The 20787-nt window shown below is 38.3% G+C and carries 19 protein-coding genes; 1 reads left to right on the top strand and 18 read right to left on the bottom strand.

Features of this window, described 5'->3' with window-relative positions; translation table 11 throughout:
* Positions 1 to 42 precede the first annotated feature (42 nt).
* The 3 genes from HM987_RS15015 to HM987_RS15005 all read right to left on the bottom strand — a co-directional run bounded on the left by HM987_RS15015 (position 43) and on the right by HM987_RS15005 (position 5022).
* Positions 43 to 2136 carry an alpha-ketoacid dehydrogenase subunit alpha/beta gene (locus HM987_RS15015; RefSeq protein ID WP_179008853.1) on the bottom strand — a complete coding sequence of 698 codons (2094 nt, stop codon included), beginning with the start codon at positions 2134 to 2136 and terminating at the stop codon, positions 43 to 45.
* A 401-nt stretch (positions 2137 to 2537) separates the two neighbouring features.
* Complete coding sequence (locus HM987_RS15010; RefSeq protein ID WP_179008852.1) at positions 2538 to 3596, bottom strand: branched-chain amino acid aminotransferase; 1059 nt, start codon at positions 3594 to 3596, stop codon at positions 2538 to 2540.
* 124 nt (positions 3597 to 3720) lie between these two features.
* Positions 3721 to 5022 (bottom strand): dihydrolipoamide acetyltransferase family protein, encoded by a 1302-nt coding sequence (locus HM987_RS15005; RefSeq protein ID WP_179010080.1) that lies wholly within the window; start codon positions 5020 to 5022, stop codon positions 3721 to 3723.
* A gap of 191 nt (positions 5023 to 5213) precedes the next feature.
* Here HM987_RS15005 and HM987_RS15000 point away from each other — a divergent pair, with 191 nt between their 5' ends.
* Positions 5214 to 5687, top strand: a complete 474-nt coding sequence (locus tag HM987_RS15000) for an Lrp/AsnC family transcriptional regulator (protein ID WP_179008851.1) — start codon at positions 5214 to 5216, stop codon at positions 5685 to 5687.
* Between the two features lie 105 nt (positions 5688 to 5792).
* On the opposite strand, the gene HM987_RS14995 is transcribed toward HM987_RS15000, so the two are convergent.
* The 15 genes from HM987_RS14995 to HM987_RS14925 all read right to left on the bottom strand — a co-directional run bounded on the left by HM987_RS14995 (position 5793) and on the right by HM987_RS14925 (position 20770).
* Positions 5793 to 6389, bottom strand: a complete 597-nt coding sequence (locus HM987_RS14995; RefSeq protein WP_179008850.1) for an acyltransferase — start codon at positions 6387 to 6389, stop codon at positions 5793 to 5795.
* Positions 6390 to 6470: 81 nt separating this feature from the next.
* On the bottom strand, positions 6471 to 7223 hold the full coding sequence (locus HM987_RS14990) for an enoyl-CoA hydratase/isomerase family protein (protein ID WP_179008849.1): 753 nt from the start codon (positions 7221 to 7223) through the stop codon (positions 6471 to 6473).
* A gap of 122 nt (positions 7224 to 7345) precedes the next feature.
* Positions 7346 to 9847 carry a phenylacetic acid degradation bifunctional protein PaaZ gene (gene paaZ / locus HM987_RS14985; protein WP_179008848.1) on the bottom strand — a complete coding sequence of 834 codons (2502 nt, stop codon included), beginning with the start codon at positions 9845 to 9847 and terminating at the stop codon, positions 7346 to 7348.
* Between the two features lie 49 nt (positions 9848 to 9896).
* Positions 9897 to 11108, bottom strand: a complete 1212-nt coding sequence (locus HM987_RS14980) for an acetyl-CoA C-acyltransferase (protein ID WP_179008847.1) — start codon at positions 11106 to 11108, stop codon at positions 9897 to 9899.
* Positions 11109 to 11178: 70 nt separating this feature from the next.
* Complete coding sequence (gene ypfJ / locus HM987_RS14975; RefSeq protein WP_179008846.1) at positions 11179 to 12039, bottom strand: KPN_02809 family neutral zinc metallopeptidase; 861 nt, start codon at positions 12037 to 12039, stop codon at positions 11179 to 11181.
* Positions 12040 to 12059: 20 nt separating this feature from the next.
* Positions 12060 to 12470 carry a hotdog fold thioesterase gene (locus HM987_RS14970; RefSeq protein ID WP_179008845.1) on the bottom strand — a complete coding sequence of 137 codons (411 nt, stop codon included), beginning with the start codon at positions 12468 to 12470 and terminating at the stop codon, positions 12060 to 12062.
* Positions 12471 to 12571: 101 nt separating this feature from the next.
* Positions 12572 to 13750: a 3-hydroxyacyl-CoA dehydrogenase NAD-binding domain-containing protein gene (locus HM987_RS14965; protein WP_370622879.1), complete on the bottom strand. Its 1179-nt coding sequence runs from the start codon at positions 13748 to 13750 to the stop codon at positions 12572 to 12574.
* A gap of 99 nt (positions 13751 to 13849) precedes the next feature.
* Positions 13850 to 14788, bottom strand: coding sequence for a pyridoxal-phosphate dependent enzyme (locus tag HM987_RS14960; RefSeq protein WP_179010078.1), 939 nt, complete (start codon positions 14786 to 14788; stop codon positions 13850 to 13852).
* An 83-nt stretch (positions 14789 to 14871) separates the two neighbouring features.
* On the bottom strand, positions 14872 to 15654 hold the full coding sequence (locus HM987_RS14955) for an enoyl-CoA hydratase-related protein (RefSeq protein ID WP_179008843.1): 783 nt from the start codon (positions 15652 to 15654) through the stop codon (positions 14872 to 14874).
* A 109-nt stretch (positions 15655 to 15763) separates the two neighbouring features.
* Entirely contained in the window at positions 15764 to 16264 is a 501-nt protein-coding gene (paaD, locus tag HM987_RS14950; protein WP_179008842.1) for a 1,2-phenylacetyl-CoA epoxidase subunit PaaD, read from the bottom strand.
* Positions 16265 to 16349: 85 nt separating this feature from the next.
* Positions 16350 to 17105, bottom strand: a complete 756-nt coding sequence (gene paaC / locus HM987_RS14945; protein ID WP_179008841.1) for a 1,2-phenylacetyl-CoA epoxidase subunit PaaC — start codon at positions 17103 to 17105, stop codon at positions 16350 to 16352.
* A gap of 102 nt (positions 17106 to 17207) precedes the next feature.
* Complete coding sequence (gene paaB, locus HM987_RS14940; protein ID WP_178990014.1) at positions 17208 to 17498, bottom strand: 1,2-phenylacetyl-CoA epoxidase subunit PaaB; 291 nt, start codon at positions 17496 to 17498, stop codon at positions 17208 to 17210.
* Positions 17499 to 17574: 76 nt separating this feature from the next.
* On the bottom strand, positions 17575 to 18555 hold the full coding sequence (gene paaA, locus HM987_RS14935; protein ID WP_179008840.1) for a 1,2-phenylacetyl-CoA epoxidase subunit PaaA: 981 nt from the start codon (positions 18553 to 18555) through the stop codon (positions 17575 to 17577).
* A gap of 333 nt (positions 18556 to 18888) precedes the next feature.
* Positions 18889 to 19962 (bottom strand): FAD-binding oxidoreductase, encoded by a 1074-nt coding sequence (locus HM987_RS14930; RefSeq protein ID WP_179008839.1) that lies wholly within the window; start codon positions 19960 to 19962, stop codon positions 18889 to 18891.
* A gap of 232 nt (positions 19963 to 20194) precedes the next feature.
* A complete protein-coding gene (locus HM987_RS14925) occupies positions 20195 to 20770 on the bottom strand; it encodes a TetR/AcrR family transcriptional regulator (protein WP_179008838.1) in 576 nt (191 codons plus the stop codon).
* Positions 20771 to 20787 lie beyond the last annotated feature (17 nt).

The following is a 20787-nucleotide window of genomic DNA, read 5'->3' as shown; positions in this document are numbered from 1 at the left end:
TAGAAGATTCTAAAAATATCGAACCTTTTAACACATCATAATCTAATAATTCAATAACCTTTCAATCTTAGCTTTTACTTTTTCTGTGGAAGGAATCATAGTCTCTTCTAAGGTAGAGTTCAACGGAATGGCTGGCATATTCTCACTTCCAATGGTCATTACTGGTGCATCTAAATATTTGAAACATTCCTCTTGAATTTTCCCTGCCAAAGCCCTTGCAAAACTATTATTCGAAGGTTCTTCGGTAACCACTAAACATTTACCGGTTTTTTTAACTGATTTCATGATTGTGTCTTCGTCTAATGGAAATAAGGTGCGCAAATCAATGATTTCAATTTGATCTCTCATATTCAATTCGCCCGAAGCATTATATGCCCAATGAACTCCCATTCCGTAGGTGACAATGGTTAGGGTTTCTACATTATCTTGTTTCCAAATTTCTTGTAGTACCCAAGCCTTTCCAAAAGGTAAGATGTAATCTTCAGCGGGCTCAATAGAAGTTGCTCCTTTAGTACCTGGCACCTTAGACCAATACAAACCTTTATGCTCTAAAATAACTACTGGGTTTGGATCATAATAAGCTGCTTTCATCAAGCCTTTTAAATCCGCTCCATTACTTGGATAGGCAATCTTTATTCCTCTTATATTTGTGACTATACTTTCCACAGAAGAGGAATGATAAGGGCCGCCACTTCCATAAGCACCAATTGGAACTCTCAGGATCATACTTACTGGCCATTTTCCATTCGATAGATAACAACTGCGACTCACTTCTGTGAACAGTTGATTCAGTCCAGGCCAAATATAATCAGCAAACTGAACTTCAACAATGGGCTTTAGCCCAACTGCAGACATGCCAACCGTTGAACCAACAATAAAAGCTTCTTGAATTGGTGTATTAAAAACTCGATCGTCTCCAAATTTTTGGGCTAAAGTTGCCGCTTCCCTAAAAACGCCGCCTAATCGTCCGCCGACATCCTGTCCGTAGAGCAGACATTCTTTATGTTTTTTCATGAGTTCTTCGACTGCGAATAAAGCGCAATCTACCATCACCACTTTTTCTGCCCCTTCTGGTGCTCGTGTTCCTTTTTCTTCCGTAATCGGTGTTGGTGCGAAATCGTTAGTGAATAAATCTTCTGGTTTTGGGTCTTCTGCTTTTAATGCTTTTTCAAAATCGGATTGTACTTTTGATTTTGCGGAATCTTCTATGGACTCAACTTCCTTTTCTGAAAAACCAGCATCCAATAGTTGTTGTCTTAAAACGGGATAGGGATCGCGAGAACGTGCGTCATCTAAATCATCGCGATACCACTCCATGCGTACGCCAGAAGTGTGATGATTTAGCAAAGGCACTTTAGCGTGCACTAAAAACGGTCGTCGTTCTTCTCGTATTGTTTTTATGACTTTTTCTAAAGCGTCGTAACTCTCGGTGAAATTAGCACCATCAATGGAAATAGCTTCCAATCCATGAAATCCTTGGGCATATTCAAACGCATTTTGCGCTCTTGTTTCTGCCTCGTTTGCCGAAATATCCCAACCGTTATCTTGTACTAAATACAAAATTGGCATTTGTTTTAAGGCGGCCATTTGGAAGGCTTCGGCTATTTCGCCTTCGGTTACTGAGGCATCGCCTAGAGAACACACTACAAGCCCATCCTCAGTCCTTCCCGAAGGGAAGGAAGCCGATACGTGATTACTCGTAACTGAATTTTTTAAACCTTGTTTTTCTAAATATTGAAGTCCCATAGCAACTCCAGTTGCAGGAATGGCTTGCATACCAGTCGCAGAGGATTGATGTGGAATTTTTGGTTTATCATCGTCCTTTAAACTTGGATGCGAATAGTAGGTTCTTCCACCAGAAAATGGATCCTCTTTTTTAGCCAATAATTGCAGCATTAAATCATAAGGCTCTAAACCGAAGGCTAACAACATGGCATCATCTCTATAATACGGAAAGGCATAATCTTGAGGTAATAATTGTAATCCCAAAGCAATTTGAATCGCTTCATGTCCGCGAGAGGTGGCATGGACGTATTTTGAAACTTGTTTGAAATTTGCCTCGTAAAGTTCTGCCATTGCTTTTGCTGTACAGAGTTTTGAAAATCCTTTTTTTAGTATGTCGTTTTTCATATTCATTTCCCACAAAAGTGGGAATCTCTTTAATTAGACTTTAATTTTTATACAGAGTTTCACTGAGGTTTCACAGAGATACTCTGAGATTTTAATTCCCAAAATTAATTGGAATAATCTGATTGAAATTGTTTTGTCAGTTCGAGTGAAATTGCTTCTTTGCAATGTTGTATTGAGAACTCTTTTTTAACAGCTTCTCGATACAATTCTCCTCCGTCGAATCACTCGAAGTGACAATATCGTTTGTTGAACGGTTGCTTCCGTGTTAGCGATTGAACGGTCTGTTTGAGCTCCTCGCAGAGAGCGAGTAGTGAAAGCGCGACTTTTTGCGATCCTGCAAGGTTTCTAAAACCTGGCAGGTATGAGCAAAAAGTAACGTCCACTTTAACAAACTCATACTATGCAAATTATTTTTCTACCTTAACCATCCAACCAAATTTATCTTCAATTTTTCCTGTTTTGATGGCATTGAGGGTTTTATTCACTTCTAACCCAACAGGACTTTCGTCAGAAACAAGGATGGTGTCATCTTCAATACCAATCTCTTGTATATAGGCGATTCCGACGGCTGTTCCTGTTCCGAATGCTTCTTCTAAAGTGCCGTTTTTTGAAGCCTCAATAATGTCATCAATCGGAATTGCACGTTCAATAACCTCATAACCTTTATCCCTTAAAATATCAATAACACTCATGCGTGTGATGCCGTCTAATATAGAACCATCGCGTTTTGGCGTGATAAATTTTCCATCGATTTTAAAGAAAATATTCATGGTGCCAACTTCCTGAATGTATTTATGCTCAACGGCATCTAACCATAAAACTTGGTCATAACCCTTTGCTTTCGCCAATTCCGTTGGTCGAATGGCTGCTGCATAATTTCCTGCGGCTTTAGCTTCGCCTGTGCCACCATTGGCAGCCCTTATATATTGTTTTTCTGCCCAAAGTTTAATGCGCTTACTAAAAAACGGTCCAGCTGGTGAAGCCATAATGATGAACTTGAAATGTGTGGCCGCACGCATACCAATAAACGGTTCGTCGGCGTACATAAATGGTCTTAGATAGAGTGCGCTTCCATCTTTAGGCGGAATCCAATTGCGTTCTAAATCTACCAATTGTTTTAGGCCTTCCACAAAAAGTTGTTCAGGGAAATGTGGCATACCCATTCGGTCTGCACTTTTATTTAAGCGTGCTGCGTTTTTATCGGCCCGAAATAACATTGGGTTGCCTTCTGAATCTACAGTGGCTTTCATACCTTCGAAAATAGCTTGTCCATAATGCAAAGCCATGGCTGCTGGATGCGTTGGGATTAATCCCATTGGGACAATTCTTGGGTTAAGCCATTCGCCTTTATCGTAATCACAAATAAACATGTGGTCTGTAAATGTGGTGCCTAATGGAATATTGTTGAAATCGATGTTTTCAACTTTCGAATGTTCTACTTTTTGAATTGAAATGTTAGGTTTCATAGTTTTATTATTTCCGTCAGTTCGAGTGAAATTGCTTATTTGAAATTTTTTATCAAGTACTTTTTAAGGCTTCTAGATACAATTCCGATAAAAAAATCGAAATCACTCGAAGGGACGATAATCTTTATATTTTTCGATTGATGTCAAATTGTTCAAAATAATCAGCTACGCGTCGTACGAAGCTTCCACCTAAAAAGCCATCGACAACTCTGTGATCAAAAGACAAGGATAAATACATCATACTCCTAATCGCGATTTCGTCGCCTTTTTCGGTTGTGATGACTTCTGGTCTTTTTTTGATAATTCCTAAAGCTAAAATGGCAACTTCTGGCTGATTAATAATTGGAGTTCCCATGACACTTCCAAAGGTACCAACGTTAGATATTGTGAAGGTGCTGCCTTTAATATCGTCGCCTGCTAATTTGTTTTCTCTTGCTTTATTTGCGAGTTCGTTAACGTTTGTTGCTAATTGATTTAAATCTTTTGTATCTGCATTTTTTACGACAGGAACGATTAAGTTACCACTGGGTAAAGCGGTGGCCATGCCAATATTAATAGCTTCTTTTACGATGATGTTGTTGCCATCTACGGAAGCGTTGATATTTGGGAAATCCTTGATTGCTTTTGCAACGGCCTCTACGAATAAGGGTGTAAAAGTTAATCGTTCACCATACTTTTCTTGAAAGGCTTGTTTGTTGGCATTTCGCCAATTGACCATGTTTGTTAAATCGGCTTCCACATAAGCTGTTACATGAGGCGAGGTGTGTTTTGAATACACCATGTGGTCTGCAATCATCTGGCGCATGCGGTCCATTTCAATGACTTTGCCTTTGCCTTTATCAAATGATAATTGCGGAATTCTGAATGCTGTCGGGTCTTTTTCGGCAGTTGGTTGTGCAAATTTATAAGGTCGTCCTTCTTCGATATATTGAAATAGGTCGCTTTTGCGTAATCTGCCTTCGTGTCCTGTTGCCGGTATTCTAGCTAATTCTTCAAAACTGATATGTTGTTCTTTGGCGATTGAAATGATTAACGGGGAAAAGAATGAAGCCCCATCTGATTTCTCTAAAGGGGAAGAAACACTCTTGACTTCTTTTTCTTGAGAGACGTATGTCCTTGATTTCGGTTTTTGAATTTCCTTTTTTTGAATTGATTCTTTGTTATCGCTCTGAATGACATTTTGATTTTTTGAAGATTTTGTTTCTTCTGAAATTTCAAGAATTGCCATAACTTCTCCAACAGGAACCACATCTTTTGCTTTAAACAACGTTTTTACTAAAGTTCCTGATGCAGGTGCAGGTACTTCATTATCGACTTTGTCAGTTGCAACTTCTAGGATAATATCGCCTTCATCAAATGGATCTCCTTCAGCAATCAACCAATTGATAATGGTTCCCTCGGTAATACTTTCGCCCATTTTGGGCATTTTTAATTCGAAATTTTTCAATCGTCAATCATTTTAATTTCAAGAATTAAAGATAATGCATATTAGATTTTAGGTATGTTAAAATCTTTTAATTTAGCCTAAAAAAGAAATTTATTCTATAATAGTCGTTTATTTAAGTTTTATATACTTTTAATGTTTAATTTTGAGTCGGTATAAAATAATTTTTTCTCATGGTCCAACTTGATAAAATCGACGCCAGAATCCTGGAAATCCTTCAGGAAAACAGTAATCGTACGACAAAAAGTATTGCTGCAGAACTTGGAATGACCACCTCTCCAATTTTTGAACGGATTAAAAAACTTGAAAAAGAAGGTTATATAGAAAAATATGTTGCTGTTTTAAACACTAAAAAAATAGGTCTGAAACTGACCGTTTTTATTGGGATTACCTTGCAAGGTCACACACGCAGTTATTTAGAAAAATTTGTCAAGGAAATAAATAATTTTCCCGAAGTCATAGAATGTCACAGAGTAAGTGGAAATTTTGATTATTTACTGAAGTTGGTGGTGGAAGATATTGAAGCTTACGAAACCTTTATCATTTCCAAATTAACGTTGCTTCCATACTTGGGAAATGTGCAGAGTTTGATTGCTTTATCCACAAGTAAAGAAACTAATGCGATTGATTTGAGTCGGGTTTTGTAATCCTGTAAGGTTTTTAAAACCTGACAGGTCTCTAACTTTCAGGCTAGAAAATATGACCTCTAGATAAATAACGATGAATATAAGAATCACTCATCATAACGTTACTTACGTTTTAAATGTCTCCCGAAGTGTTTGATAAGTAGCCTCTTGAACTTTCATGTGTTCTGGAACCTCTCGAAGTGGTTCAACTTCTTTTAAAGTTTCATGACATTCTGCTGGTAATTGTTGATACAGTTTTGTGCCCTTGGTTTTCCATGCAATCATTTCATCAGTAATTCCTCGTATCACTTTTGCTGGATTGCCAACTACTAAACTTCTATATGGAATTTTAGTTTCGGCTTTTACAAAAGACATGGCTCCTATGATGCATTCATCGCCAATTTCGGCATCATCCATGATTACGGTATTCATTCCAATAAGACAATTTTTACCCAAATTTGCACCATGAATAATGGCGCCATGACCAACATGTGCACTTTCTTTTAGTGTGATGGATTTTCCAGGAAACATGTGAATTGTACAATTTTCCTGAACATTCACACCATCTTCCAAAATAATTTGTCCCCAATCTCCACGAATGGCTGCGCCTGGTCCAATGTAACAATTTTTGCCGATGATGACGTTGCCTGTCACTGCAGCTAATGGATGCACGAAACTTGATTCGTGAACAACTGGTGTGTAATTTTTGAAACTGTATATCATATCAATTGACGATTTTTTTGAATTACGATTTACGACTACTCACTCTCGTGTAATCGGTAATCTAAAATCGTGATTCGTAAATCACTTAAACGCTTTCAATTTTTCCTTTGTAAACTCAGACAAGACCAATCTTCCGCTGGTTTCGGCACGCTCCGCTAATAACTCATCCCAATCATCTGTGCCTTTCCAGAATACTTTTTTCATTTCAAGCATAGCTTCTGTATTGTAAGTGCATAAGTGTTCCGCTGTTGTCTTTACGGCATCGTCTAAGGCTTCCGTTGTATCGAAAACATGCGTATACAAGCCTTTTTGTTTTGCGAATTCTGGTGGGTAAAATGTATTGGCATCAATGGCGATTTGCGACATGGCACTTAATCCCATTTTGCGTTCTATGGCTGGTCCTACAACAAAAGGGCCAATACCAATATTTAATTCGCTTAGTTTGATGGATGCAAATTTTGTGGCCATACAATAATCGGTTGAAGCGGCCAATCCAACACCTCCACCAACGGTTTTTCCTTGGATGCGACCAATGATGAATTTTGGACATTTGCGCATGGCGTTAATCACATTGGTAAAACCTGAAAAGAAAACTTTCCCTGTAGCTGCATCGTTGATATTTATGAGTTCGTTAAAACTGGCGCCTGCGCAGAATGTTCTGTCGCCTCCACTTTTTAGTACGATGACTTTGATGTCGTCGTTTTCTCCTGCTTCGGTTATGGTTTTGGCCAGTTTAGCTAAAACATCTCCTGGAAGGGAATTGTGTGCAGGATGGAAGAATTCTATGTAGCCTACATTGTTTTCAATATTTAATTTTACGTAAGGATTACTCATATTATTTCGTTTTTTATTGAAACCTCAAGGTTTCAGAAACCTTGCAGGTTGGTATTTAACTTAATTTTTTTTACGTTAAAGACCTTTCAGGTTTTAAAAACCTGAAAGGTCTGGAATCTCGATTATATTAAATCAAACTGTTCAAAATGATGATTCAGGTGCTTGCGCTCCAACAAATACGATTCATATCGATTCAATTCTCCAAACACCAAATTCTTCAATTTAGCATCTGGATGTTCTTTAAAATACTCTAAATATTTTTCTCTTTGTGCTTTAAATTTTTCAATGGCTGTTGCTAAATCTGGATGCTTTAAATTATCTAATTTATCTTTTTCCAACTGCGGAAACTGAGAGTTTTTTGGAAATTTATCATAGTTGTATAAACTAGCATGTACTTTCTCTAAAATCTTTTCTGGTGTAGCGATTTCAAAATCCTGAATGTCTCCCGATGTAATTTTATAGGTGTATTCTAAATGTTCAATCATGTGTTGTGGTGTCATGATACCCCATTTTGGTTTGGTGTCTTCTTTGAGTTTTGAAAGTAATTCTTCTATTTTTTCTTCAGTCATTTCAACAAAAGACTCTTGTTTTTTCTGAACCATTGTAAGTACCGTTGCGAATGCTACTTTCTCATCAGTGTTAGCATCAAAAATTTCGGCATACCATTTTACGATTCCACTTGGATGTTCAGCCGAAGCAACATCTCTATCTACTTTCTGTTTACACGTTAAACGTACGTAAATAGTGTCATTGTGATACAAAGGACGCAAGAATCTACATTCTTCCAGTCCATAATTTGCAGAAACAGGTCCATTATTCGGATAGACAAACAATCCGGCTGCAGCCGAAATTATGAAATAACCATGGGCCGTTCTTTTTTCGAAAATACTGCCATCTAATGAGGTAATATCTGTATGTGCATAAAAATGGTCCCAAGTCAGATTGGAAAAATTGATAATGTCGGTATCCGTTAAGGTGCGCTTATGGGTTTTCATAGACATGCCTGGTTGAATGTCTTCCCAATGGTACTTAAATGGATGTTGTTCTGCTTCTTTGTATGATGCGTTTTGTTGGTAAATACCAGTAATTTCTGTAAGTGTTGTTGGCGAACCTTGAATGGCCGTGCGTTGCAAATAATGTTTAATGCCACGCATGCCTCCCATTTCTTCTCCACCACCAGCACGACCAGGACCACCATGAACCAAATAGGGTAGAGGCGAACCATGACCTGTACTTTCTTTGGACATTTCGCGGTTAATTACCAAGATGCGTCCGTGATGTGATGCGGCATTTATAACATAGTCTTTAGCGATTTTATCATCGTAAGTTGCAATTGAGGATACTAACGAGCCTTTACCCATTTGTGCTAAAGTTATTGCTTCATCCAAATTTATATAAGGCATTATGGTACTGACGGGACCAAATGCTTCACGTTCATGAATGATTGTATTTTGAAATGGATGGTCTGATCTTAGTAAAATCGGACTTATGAAAGCACCTTTTTTAGCATCTGCACCAATGGTTTCAATTTTATCTAAACTGCCATAAACAATTTGTGCTTCTTTGGCTAAATCATTTACCGAATCTCTGACCGCCTGCACTTGTTGCTGACTTACTAAAGAGCCCATTCTGACTTCTTTTAATCTTGGGTCTCCAATGGTTACTTTATCCAATGCTTTTCCTAATTGAATTTGAACATCTTCAACCAAATTTTCTGGAACAATGATTCGTCTAATTGCCGTACATTTTTGGCCACATTTTACGGTCATTTCTTTCCTAACTTCTTTGATGAACAAATCAAATTCTGGTGTTCCGGGAACAGCATCTTCTCCTAAAATGGATGCATTAAGCGAATCAGCTTCCATAGTAAAAGGAACGGATTCTTGAATTAATCTCGGATGTGATTTGAGCAAACGTCCTGTTTGTGCGGAACCTGTAAATGTGACGACATCTTGCGATTCTACGGTGTCTAAAATGGTTTTAACCGTGCCGTTGATGATTTGTAATGCGCCTTCGGGTAAAATACCTGAAGCAATAATTTCCCGAGCTACGGCTTCCGCTAAATAAGATGAAGAAGGTGCGGGTAACACCACAGCAGGAACGCCTGCCATCCAATTAACCGCACATTTTTCTAACATGCCCCAAACCGGAAAATTAAAAGCATTGATATGAACAGCAACGCCTTTTTTTGGCACCATTATATGATGTGCCATAAAGCGGCCACCACGAGATAAATCGATAGCCTCACCTTCAACGTGATAGGGTTGGTTTGGGAATAACTTCCTTAAAGATGCATTGGCAAATAAGTTTCCAAAACCACCTTCGATGTCTATCCAGCTATCCACTCGTGTGGCTCCAGTTCTGTAACTTAACTCATAAAAAGCTTCTTTTCTTTTAGTAAGGTAGAATGCCAATTTTTTGAGCATGTTTCCCCTTTCCTGAAACGTCATTTTGCGAAGTTTTTCGCCTCCTTTGGTTCTTCCGTAGTTTAGAATTTCGGGAATATCCAAGCCTTCTATAGCGACGCTTGTAAAGGCTTCGCCTGTTATGGCGTCGTGGATTGGTGTGCCTTCTTCTTTTCCTGTGGTCCAGTTTCCTTGGACGTAGTGTTGAATCTTGTTCATATTTAGAAATATATAGTGGATTCCGCATCAAGTGCGGAATGACAAATCGTTATAAATTCACATTTTCTATAATTGCTGCATAACCCTGACCAACACCGATACACATAGTGACCAATGCATAGCGCTTGTTTTGTTCCTTTAACTCCAAAGCAGCAGAATAGGCAATTCTAGTTCCTGTAACACCAAGTGGATGACCGATCGCGATTGAGCCACCATTTGGGTTAATTCTTGGGTCGTCATCAGCAATTCCCCAAGCTCGCGTGCATGCCAAAGCCTGTGCAGCGAAAGCCTCGTTAAGCTCAATGACATCCATATCGTCCATAGTTAAACCTGCTTTTGCCAAGGCTTTATTTGAGGCTTCTACAGGACCAATACCCATAATTCTCGGTTCTACGCCTACCACTGCGGAACTTACAATTCGTGCTAATGGTTTTAGATTGTATTGTTTCAGGGCCTCTTCTGATGCGATTATCGTTGCAGCTGCGCCATCGTTTAGTCCTGAGGAATTACCAGCTGTGACGCTTCCGCCTTCTTTTTTGAATGCTGGACGTAATTTGCCTAAAATTTCAAGAGATGTTGTTGGTTTTACAAATTCATCTTTTGAAAATTGGATTGGGTCTTTTTTTCTCTGCGGAATTTCTACAGTTACGATTTCTTTTGCTAAACGACCGTTTTCTTGTGCCTTGGTAGCTTTCATCTGGCTCCAATGAGCAAACTTATCTTGATCTCCTCTTGAGATGTTGTATTTTTCTACTAGGTTTTCAGCAGTGTTTCCCATACCATCGGTTCCGTAGAGCTTTTCCATTTTTGGATTTATGAAACGCCATCCGAAAGTGGAATCGTACATTTTTGAATCGCCTCCAAATCCTGTAGAAGGTTTTGCGATAACGTATGGGCCACGTGTCATGTTTTCTACGCCTCCAGAAATAAAAAGGTGACCATCTCCTGATTTTATAGCTCTATTGGCGTGAATGATTGCTGACAATCCAGAACTACATAATCGGTTGACGGTTTCTCCCGGAACTGTAAATGGTAATCCTGCTAAAAGAGAGGCCATTCGTGCCACATTACGATTGTCTTCGCCAGCTTGGTTGGCGCAACCCATAATGACATCATCATAAGCGTCTTTTGGGATGTTTGGATTTCTTTTTACGATTTCTTCTATTACTAATGCACCCAAGTCGTCTGTTCTAACTGCAGATAGTGTGCCTTTGTAATTTCCTATTGGTGTTCTTATGCCGTCTATGATGTATGATTCCATTAAAAAAATTTACGATTTTTGATTTACGATTTACGATTCCAAGCTGAATTATTTTGTGTTTGTACCTTTATTAATTGAGGATTGCCGAAAATGTATCGCCATTACTCATATTGCCTGTGTTATAACCTTTCATAAACCACTCCATTCGTTGTTCTGATGTACCGTGGGTAAAACTATCTGAATTTACGCTCCCTCTGGTGCGTCGTTGAATGGCATCATCTCCAACAGCGTTTGCGGCACTCATGGCTTCTTCGATATCTCCAGCTTGCAAATATTGTCTGTTGTGATGTGCCCAGACACCTGCATAAAAATCCGCTTGTAACTCCTGTGCCACAGATAATTTATTGGCTTGGGTTTGGTTGCTTTGTGATTGTAATTGTCTTACTTTGCTCGATGTTCCTAAAATGGTCTGGATATGATGTCCTACTTCGTGGGCTGTTACGTAGGCTATGGCGAAATCGCCACCTTTGGCTCCGAAGCGTGTTTTTAATTCGTCGAAAAACACAAGGTCCATATATACTTTTTGGTCACCAGGGCAATAAAAAGGACCTGAAGCCGAACTAGCGTTTCCGCAGGCTGTCCTTACTGCATCAGTAAATAAAACCATCTTAGGTTCTTTATAATCTCCGAGATTATTTTCCCTAAATAGGCGATTCCATACATCTTCGGTATCTGCCAAAACGGTTGCCATAAAATTACCCATCACAACTTCTTGTTCGGTTAGTTCACGTTGCTGTACTTGTTGTGTGGTTTGGCTACCACCAACTTGTTCAATGATTGGTGCTAATTGCTGTCCGGTTTCTCCGCCAAACAATTGTAAAAGTATAACTACCACAGCGATGACGCCACCACCTGCTGCTAGTTTACCTTTGGTGCCCATGCCTCTTCGGTCTTCTAGATTGCCGCTTTTTCTTCTACCTTGCCATTTCATAATTTATAAGTTTTATTTTGTTAGTTATCTTCCCATTGTTTTTGAGTTCGATATACGACTCCTTTAAACAAAGCTACTAATTCTTCGCCACGTTTAACTTCAATAATATTGAAACCTAGTTTGTTCTTTACGTTTTCAATAACGGATTCAGCTGTTAAGTAATCGCCTTCTTCCAATGCTTCAATATGGTTGATACTTGTTTCAATTGAAACTGCGTATTTTCCATGGGTGTTTGCGGCGAACCCGAAGGCGGTATCTGCTAATGCGTAGCTAATGCCTCCATGGGCTTTGTTCATGCTGTTGAGCATGTCGCCTCTTATGGTCATTGCTACTTTGCATCTGCCAATTTCACATTCTAGAATTTCTATGCCTAGCCAAGTGCTGTAGGCGTCTTGGGACAGCATTTTATGTGGAATTTTTTCTCCTTTCATATTCTTCAGTTTTGTCATTGCGAGCCTGTCTCGTTTGCAGAAAGGGACGAAGGACGATGCAATCTCAGTATGAGATTCTTCGCTTCGCTCTGAATGACAAACTAGTTAAAAAATGTTTTAACTTCTCTGTTCATTTTACGTAAAAGTGGACTACAACGGTATCTATCTTCATGATACTCGTTATACAATTCATCCATTTTTGAAACACACCAATCGATTCCCATTTCGTCTGCCCAAGCTAATAAGCCTTTTGGATAATTGACGCCTTTCGTCATGGCGTTGTCTATGTCTTCTGCTGATGCAATGTTAAAAAATAAGGCGTCTGCGGCTTCATTAATTAGCATTACTAAAATACGGTTGAAAATTTGTTGTCCAATCTTACTCTTTTGCGTTTCTGAAATAAGTTTAGGATGCCGTGGTACTATCTTTCCATTTTTATCATAATCATAATAACCTTTTCCAGATTTTCTGCCTAAATAGCCAGCTTCAGCAAAACGTTTTTGCGTGAATGCTGGTTTATATCTTGGATCGAAATAAAAGGCAGTGAAAACAGTTTCGGTTACGGTGTAATTGATATCGTTTCCTATAAAATCCATAAGCTCGAATGGTCCCATTCTGAAACCACCTATGTCTTTCATTGCTGAATCAATTGTTGCAAAGTCGGCCATGCCTTCTTCATAAATCCTTAAAGCTTCTCCGTAAAATGGTCTGGCCACTCTGTTGACAATAAACCCTGGTGTGTCTTTGGCTATTGCCACCGTTTTTTTCCAGTCTTTAATAATTTCGACAGATTTATCCAGTACTTCATTTGAGGTTTGAATGGCTGGAATAACCTCAACCAGTTTCATTAAAGGTGCTGGGTTGAAAAAGTGAATTCCAATACAACGTTCGGGTTTTTTTAATGATGCCGCAATTGAAGCGATTGATAAACTTGAAGTGTTCGAGGCAATGATACAATCCTCTGAAACATAGCCCTCCAGTTCTGAAAAGACTTTTTTCTTGATGTCCAAATTTTCTATAATGGCTTCAATGGTTAAATTTGAATCTGATAAGTCCTTTAAATTATTAACATAAGAGATGTTGGACTGGATTCTGTTTTTTTCAGAACTATCAATACGTTCCTTTTCGATTAAACGATTCAATATCTTTTCTAATGACGCTTTTGCTTTATCTAATGCGTCCTGATTTGTATCGTATAATTTTACTTTACGACCTGAAGTGGCAGCCACTTGTGCTATGCCGCTTCCCATAGTTCCAGAGCCTATTATTCCTACTTTTATTTTCATTTATATCTTTCGTCTTCCCTAATGGAAGAAACTTTTAGTTAAACTTGACATTAAATACCTACAAGGTTTCAGAGGCCTTGCATGAAAAACAATTCATCCAAAAGGAAGGTTTGTTACATCTACATTTCCGCCAGACAAAATAATGCCCACGTTTTTAGTTTTAAATTCTACTTTATGCTTTAATACGGCTGCAAAAGGAACAGCCGCTGAAGGTTCTACAATAATCTTCATGCGTTCCCAAATTAATTGCATCGCCTTAATAATTTCATCTTCTTCTACACGGATGATCTTTTCGACATGTGTTTTGATAATTGGAAAGTTACGATTTCCTAAATTTGTTCGCAAGCCATCTGCAATGGTATCGGTAGTTTCATTGGTTTCTATTTGACCAGAAATTAAAGAACGATACGCATCATCTGCTTGCATGGGTTCAGCTCCAATGACTTTGCAGTTTTTTGAAAAATGACGTGCGGCTAATGCTGTGCCTGCGATTAATCCACCACCTCCAACAGGTGTTAAGATGACATCTAAATCTTCATGTTCTTCTAAAAATTCAATGGTTGCTGTGCTGTTTCCATAAATCACTTCATCTTGATTGGAAGGATGTAAAAACGATGCGCCTTTTTCTGCTTTTATACGGTTTGCTGTTTCTTCCCTTGCTTTTAGGGTCGATTCGCATTCAATGATTTCGCCACCATAATTTTTGACGGCATTTTTTTTAACTTGAGGCGCGTTTTTAGGCATAACAATATATGCCTTTGTTCCAAGATTTTGAGCAGCAAGAGCAACGGCTTGGGCAAAATTTCCTGAGGAATGCGTAACGACGCCTTTTCGTTTTTCTTCTTCCGAAAGTGAAAGAATGGCGCTTGTGGCGCCTCGCATTTTAAAGGCACCCATTTTTTGAAAGTTCTCACATTTGAAAAATACATGGCATCCTGCTTCTTTGTTTAATAATTGAGAAGTTAACACAGGTGTTTTGTGAATAAAGGGTTTTATTCTGTTGTGGGTTTGTATGAGAGTTTGTTTAGTCAGTTTACAATGGTCTAGTTTGGAATCATTGTCCGCTCAAAAGGACAAATGCTACGATTCAAATTTATAGTTTTAACGAGATAATTTTAACTTCCTTTAAAATTGGGTTTACGCTTTTCTATGAATGCAGCAACGCCTTCTTTATAGTCTTCGCTTTGTGCGGCTTCAATTTGTAATTTGGATTCTAAGGCAAGTTGGGATTCTAAATCATTGGTCATGGATTTGTTGAACAATTCCTTAATCATTCCTAATGCTTTGGTTGGCATTTTGGCTAATTTTAAAGCTAGATTATCGACTTCTTCATCAAAATTTTCTAGTGGAATCATTTTATAGATCATGCCCATTTTTTCTGCCTCACCTGCCGAAATTTTATCGCCTAACATGGCTAATGCTTGTGCTTTTTGAAAGCCTATTAATCGCGGTAGAAAATAGGTGCCTGCGCTATCGGGAATTAAGCCAATTAAACTAAAGGCCTGAATGAAACTCACTTTTTCATGAGCTACAACGACGTCGCAAGCCAAAGCAATATTTGCACCAGCTCCTGCAGCAACACCATTGATGGCACCAATAATTGGTTTTTTGATGTTTCGAATTCTTGTAACAATGGGGTTGTAGTGTTCTTCCAATATTTTTTTGAAACCTGGATTTAAATCAGGATCAGTCACTTCTTTTAAATCTTGACCAGCGCAAAACGCTTTGCCATTTCCGGTTAAAACAATGGCTCTTACATCAGCGTTGTTTTCGCAATCATCTAAAATGCTTTGTAAACGCAAGGCCATTTCGCGATTGAAACTATTAAAGACTTCTGGTCGGTTTAGCGTTATGGTTGCTATTTGGTTTTCTATTTTTAGTTGTATGCTCTTGCTCATAATTTTTTTTATTGTTTATTCCGCATCAAGTACGAAATGACAAAACACTAATTTTAAGGTTCTCGATATAAAATTGCAAAAAAGCAATTTCACTCGAACAGACGTAACTCTATTTCAAACATTTAAAATAATCAAATGGCTCCTGGCAATCGTCACACTGAAATTGTGCTTTGCAAGCTGTGGAACCAAATTGACTTACTAATCGTGTGTTTTTTGAGCCACACTGAGGACATTTTACGATGCGCTTTCCATTCAATAATACAGCTTTATCTGATACTGCATCCAATGGTGCAGCTATGCCATAATCTTCTAATGCTTGTCGCCCTCTTGGTGTAATCCAATCGGTTGTCCATGCTGGATGCAGAATTAAGTCTATTTCCGATTTATATCCTGCTTCTTTCAATGCTTTTTTAATATCATCACCAATGACGTCCATTGCCGGACAGCCACTGTAGGTTGGTGTGATTTCTACTTTCACCATACCATCAACAATAATAGCGGAACGAACCACTCCCATATCCATGATAGATAGTACTGGGATTTCAGGGTCTGAAACCTCCTCCAATATGGGAATTAAAATTTTATCTATATTTTGTTCTGTTGTTGTCATAATAAATATCGAAGACTGAATCCAGAATTCTGAAGTATTGATTACTGTAAACTACGTAATTCGGTGTTCAAAATTCATCATTCTTCTACCATTCCATATTAGGATACGTACGTTGCATATATTGTAATTCGGTTAATAAATAACCGAAATATTCTGTGTGAATCCCTTTTTTGCCTCCTTTTTGGAAATATTTCGATTCTGGAATTTCTAAAGTTGCCTGTTCTAGGATTTCATTGACATTCTTGTAATAATCGTCTTTTAATTTGGTTACATCTACGCCTATACCTTCTGAAACCATTTCCTTATCCGCTTCTGTTTGATGAAACAATTCATCTGTGTAAGTCCATAAGTCGTTTATAGCTTCTTGCATATTAGCTTTACTTTTCGCTGTGCCATCGCCTAAACGTTTGATCCAATCTGATGAAAATCGCTCGTGATAACGGACTTCTTTTATACATTTTTTAGCTATGGCCGAAAGTGTTAAGTCTTTACTCTTTTCTAATTCTGAGAGAAATGCTAAATGATAAACATCGAACAAAAACTGACGTGCCATGGTGTAAGCGAAATTGGTATTAGGTTGTTCTACTAATAAGACATTAACGTATTCACGCTCCTTTCGCAGCATGGCAATATCGTCTTCAGTCCTTCCATCTCCAGCAATTTTTGCTGCATATTGAAAATAACTTCGAACTTGACCGAATAAATCCAATGAAATATTGGTGCAGGCAATGTCTGTTTCTAGCGTTGGACCATGACCGCATAGTTCTCCCATGCGTTGGCCTAGAATGAGGCTGTTGTCGGCAATTCCTAGAATGTAGTTGTATAAGGTTTTGTTTTTCATTTCTAATTCTTAGTTATGAGATTCTCCGCTTCGCTCTGAATGACATTGAGATTAAATTAATGAGATCCTGAAACTAGTTCAGGATAACAAACCAAAGGTTTGTCACATGTGCTTTACGTCGTCTGGTAAATCGTAGAAGGTTGGGTGACGGTAGACTTTATCTTGAGCTGGCTCAAACATTTCGCCATTGTGTTCTGGATTTGAGGCCGTTATGTTTTTGGATTCTACAACCCAAATGCTCACGCCTTCGTTTCGTCTCGTGTAGACATCTCTTGCGTTTTCTAAAGCCATTTCAGCATCTGTAGCATGCAGGCTTCCACAATGTCTATGTTCTAATCCGTTTTTACTTCTTACGAAGATTTCCCAAAGTGGCCAGTTTTTTTTGTCCGACATAGTATATGTTTTGTTTCATCTTGTTCTCGATACAAAATTGCAGAAAAAGCAATTTTACTCGAACAGACGATGAAAGTTAAATTGCTTGTTTTTCTATTCTTTCTTGGTTCTTTTCTGCATATGCCATTGCGGCATCTCTAACCCATTCGCCTTCTTCCCATGCACCAACTCTTGCTTTCATGCGTTCTTTGTTCATTGGGCCATGACCTTTTACCACTTGCCAAAACTCATCCCAATCAATTTCCCCGAAATCGTAACTGCCGCGTTCCTCATTCCATTTTAAATCTGGGTCTGGAATTGTGAGTCCTATTAAATCGGCTTGGGGAACGGTTTGGTCTATAAATTGTTGACGTAAATCGTCATTGGACTTTCGTTTTAATTTCCATTTCATGGATTGTTCGGTGTGAATAGATTCGGCATCTGTAGGCCCTAACATCATAAGACTTGGCCACCACCATCTATTTAGGGCATCTTGTGCCATTTCCTTTTGTTCTGGTGTTCCGTTAGCCAGTTTTATCATAATTTCATAACCTTGACGTTGATGGAAACTTTCTTCCTTACATACTCGAATCATAGCTCTAGCATATGGTCCATAAGACGTATTGCACAATGGTACTTGATTTATAATTGCTGCGCCATCTACTAACCATCCAATAGCTCCCATATCTGCCCATGTAATGGTTGGGTAGTTGAAAATGGACGAATATTTTGCTTTTCCTGTATGCAGTTGCTCGTACATTTCATCGCGCGAAATACCTAAAGTTTCGGTTGCTGAATATAAATATAAACCGTGACCAGCTTCATCTTGCACTTTTGCCAATAACGCTACTTTTCGTCGTAATGAAGGTGCGCGCGTTATCCAATTGCCTTCTGGAAGCATACCTACAATTTCGGAATGTGCATGTTGCGACATTTGACGAATATGTGTCTTACGATATTTTTCTGGCATCCAATCTTTCGGTTCGATTTTTTCGTCTCTTGCGATACGTGCCTCGAATTGTTCTTCTAGACTTCGACTGCGCTCAGCCTCTAAATTTTTTATTTGTTCTTCACTCATTTTTTTTCTAAGCTTTTAGCTGTTGGCTTTTAGCCTTCAGCTTGTTGAACTTCTTTTTAAACCTTGGCAAATAATTAAAGGTTTCTGATATTGCCTATTGTTGGCAGACAAGTGCGTTAGGGATTGTAGCGGCATCCTTTTTTTATCAAAAAAGATATAGCGGAAAGCCCGACTCTACGAAGCTCTTTAGCGAAGTAGAGTAACGCCCAAATTAGTATTTCAAATAAACTTATATATCTACAAGGTTTTGACTTCGACTACGCTCATCCAGCATGAAACCTTGCAGGATAATTTAATGAGATTCCCATTTTCATGGGAATGCTCGCTTTTGGCTCACACATCAAAATCGACCACGACTTTGTCTGATGTTGGTACAGATTGACAGCTTAACACTAAATTTTGCGACACTTCTTTTTCGTCTAATGCATAGTTGATTTTCATCTCTACAGCACCTTCTTTTACTTCGCATTTACAGGTGCTGCAAACGCCTCCTTTGCAGGCAAATGGCAAATCGGCTCCAGCGCCCAAGGCTGCATCTAGAATGTTGTCGTATTCTTTGGTCATAGTGAAGGAAAATTCTTTTCCGCCATCTACGATTGTTATTTTTGTGCCTTCTACATTTTGTTGTGCCAGTCGTTCTGCTCGCTTGATATCTTCATCTGAAAGGCCTTTTACGAACAGCTCAAAATGCACTAATTCTTTTGGTAAGCCTGCTTCTATTAAATAGGAGCTGACATAGTTGATCATTTTTTCTGGACCACAGAGAAATACTTCGCTGGTGTCTGGAATATCGATGAAGGTTTTTGTAAGAACTTTCATCTTGTCATCATCGAAACGTCCGTTAAACAATTCTATATCCCGTCGTTCCTTGGTTAGGAAATAATAGATTTCCAATCTTCCAAAATAGGTGTTCCGCAGTTGTTCCAATTCTTCTTTAAAGATAATGGATTTTGCGGTTTTATTGACGTAAAATAGTTTGCAAGTTGAATTTGGTTCACCTTGTAAATGTGCTTTTACCATGGATAGGACAGGTGTAATGCCACTTCCAGCCGCAAAAAATAAATAATTCTTGGCTTTTTTTGCGTTGACCTCTACACCGAAGGTTCCGCTTGGCGACATCGCTTCAATATGGTCGTTGGTTTTGAGCTCGTTGTTGACATAGCTTGAAAATTTTCCGTCAGGAATTAATTTTACAGCTACCTTCCACTCATTTTCATTTGGGCTTGAGCATAACGAGTAGGAGCGTCGCACATCTTCGCCATTAATATCTGCTTTTAGCGTTAAATGTTGGCCTTGACGGAATTTGAATTCGTTCTGTAATTCTGAAGGTACCTTGAAAGTGATCACCGAAGTATCTTCAGTTTCCTTATATATGTCCGCAACTTTTAATTTATGAAATTCTGCCATCTTGTGCCACGCTTTGAGCGTGGTATCTATTTAAATTGTACTCGGATGTGTTTTAACACCAAGTTCGACTTTTAATTATACCCACCAAGTTTTGACTTCGACTATGCTCAGCCACCAAAGCGAAACCTTGCAGGAACATATAACTAACACTTGTTAGTTTGTTTTACAAAGTTATAAAATAAATTCTAAAGATTTTGTTAATGTGTTAATTGGCAACAAATCGAATGTGAATTCATGATTTATTGGCAATGCCATTGATAAGTATATTACTTAAGTTATCCGTTAGTTCTTGAAGGTTTATATCTTCCTTTTTAGGAATCCAGATATAAAGTGAACGCAAGGTGGTTAAAATTGAAAACATCATAACGTCTGGTTTTACATTTATGATTTCACCTGCTTTTATGCCTTTTTCTAGGATGATTTTAAAATCGTTTTCGTAATCGCTTCTAAGATTTTGGTAATAGATGAGTTGTGTTTCAAGGTGCATCCAGTCATTATTTAAAGCTGCCATGCCGTTACTGTTTTTGCTCGAAATATGAACGTGTAATTCAATGATTTTTTTAAGTTTGTCTAGGCAAGAATCATTTGAAGCAGTTATTTGCTTCATACCATTTGTAAACGCTTCAGCTAAGGAAATTATGATAGTATTTAAAATAGCTTCCTTAGAATTGATATGGTTATAAAGACTAGCTGCTTTTATTCCCATTGCCGTTGCCAAATCTCTCATAGTTACTGCGCTGTAGCCTTTTTCTTTAAAGAGTTTAGCCGCTGTAATTGTTATTTCTTCTTTACGTGTAATTCCTTTCATTTCCTCATGCTAATCCT

The sequence above is a fragment of the Winogradskyella forsetii genome (assembly GCF_013394595.1).
Classification (GTDB): domain Bacteria; phylum Bacteroidota; class Bacteroidia; order Flavobacteriales; family Flavobacteriaceae; genus Winogradskyella; species Winogradskyella forsetii.
This window is presented reverse-complemented; position numbering and strand designations above follow the sequence as displayed.

Coding starts and splice junctions, on each gene's coding strand:
- HM987_RS15015 (WP_179008853.1), bottom strand. CDS start 2,136: ATGAATATGAAAAACGACATACTAAAAAAAGGATTTTCAAAACTCTGT.
- HM987_RS15010 (WP_179008852.1), bottom strand. CDS start 3,596: ATGAAACCTAACATTTCAATTCAAAAAGTAGAACATTCGAAAGTTGAA.
- HM987_RS15005 (WP_179010080.1), bottom strand. CDS start 5,022: ATGCCCAAAATGGGCGAAAGTATTACCGAGGGAACCATTATCAATTGG.
- HM987_RS15000 (WP_179008851.1), top strand. CDS start 5,214: ATGGTCCAACTTGATAAAATCGACGCCAGAATCCTGGAAATCCTTCAG.
- HM987_RS14995 (WP_179008850.1), bottom strand. CDS start 6,389: ATGATATACAGTTTCAAAAATTACACACCAGTTGTTCACGAATCAAGT.
- HM987_RS14990 (WP_179008849.1), bottom strand. CDS start 7,223: ATGAGTAATCCTTACGTAAAATTAAATATTGAAAACAATGTAGGCTAC.
- paaZ (WP_179008848.1), bottom strand. CDS start 9,847: ATGAACAAGATTCAACACTACGTCCAAGGAAACTGGACCACAGGAAAA.
- HM987_RS14980 (WP_179008847.1), bottom strand. CDS start 11,108: ATGGAATCATACATCATAGACGGCATAAGAACACCAATAGGAAATTAC.
- ypfJ (WP_179008846.1), bottom strand. CDS start 12,039: ATGAAATGGCAAGGTAGAAGAAAAAGCGGCAATCTAGAAGACCGAAGA.
- HM987_RS14970 (WP_179008845.1), bottom strand. CDS start 12,470: ATGAAAGGAGAAAAAATTCCACATAAAATGCTGTCCCAAGACGCCTAC.
- HM987_RS14955 (WP_179008843.1), bottom strand. CDS start 15,654: ATGAGCAAGAGCATACAACTAAAAATAGAAAACCAAATAGCAACCATA.
- paaD (WP_179008842.1), bottom strand. CDS start 16,264: ATGACAACAACAGAACAAAATATAGATAAAATTTTAATTCCCATATTG.
- paaC (WP_179008841.1), bottom strand. CDS start 17,105: ATGAAAAACAAAACCTTATACAACTACATTCTAGGAATTGCCGACAAC.
- paaB (WP_178990014.1), bottom strand. CDS start 17,498: ATGTCGGACAAAAAAAACTGGCCACTTTGGGAAATCTTCGTAAGAAGT.
- paaA (WP_179008840.1), bottom strand. CDS start 18,555: ATGAGTGAAGAACAAATAAAAAATTTAGAGGCTGAGCGCAGTCGAAGT.
- HM987_RS14930 (WP_179008839.1), bottom strand. CDS start 19,962: ATGGCAGAATTTCATAAATTAAAAGTTGCGGACATATATAAGGAAACT.
- HM987_RS14925 (WP_179008838.1), bottom strand. CDS start 20,770: ATGAAAGGAATTACACGTAAAGAAGAAATAACAATTACAGCGGCTAAA.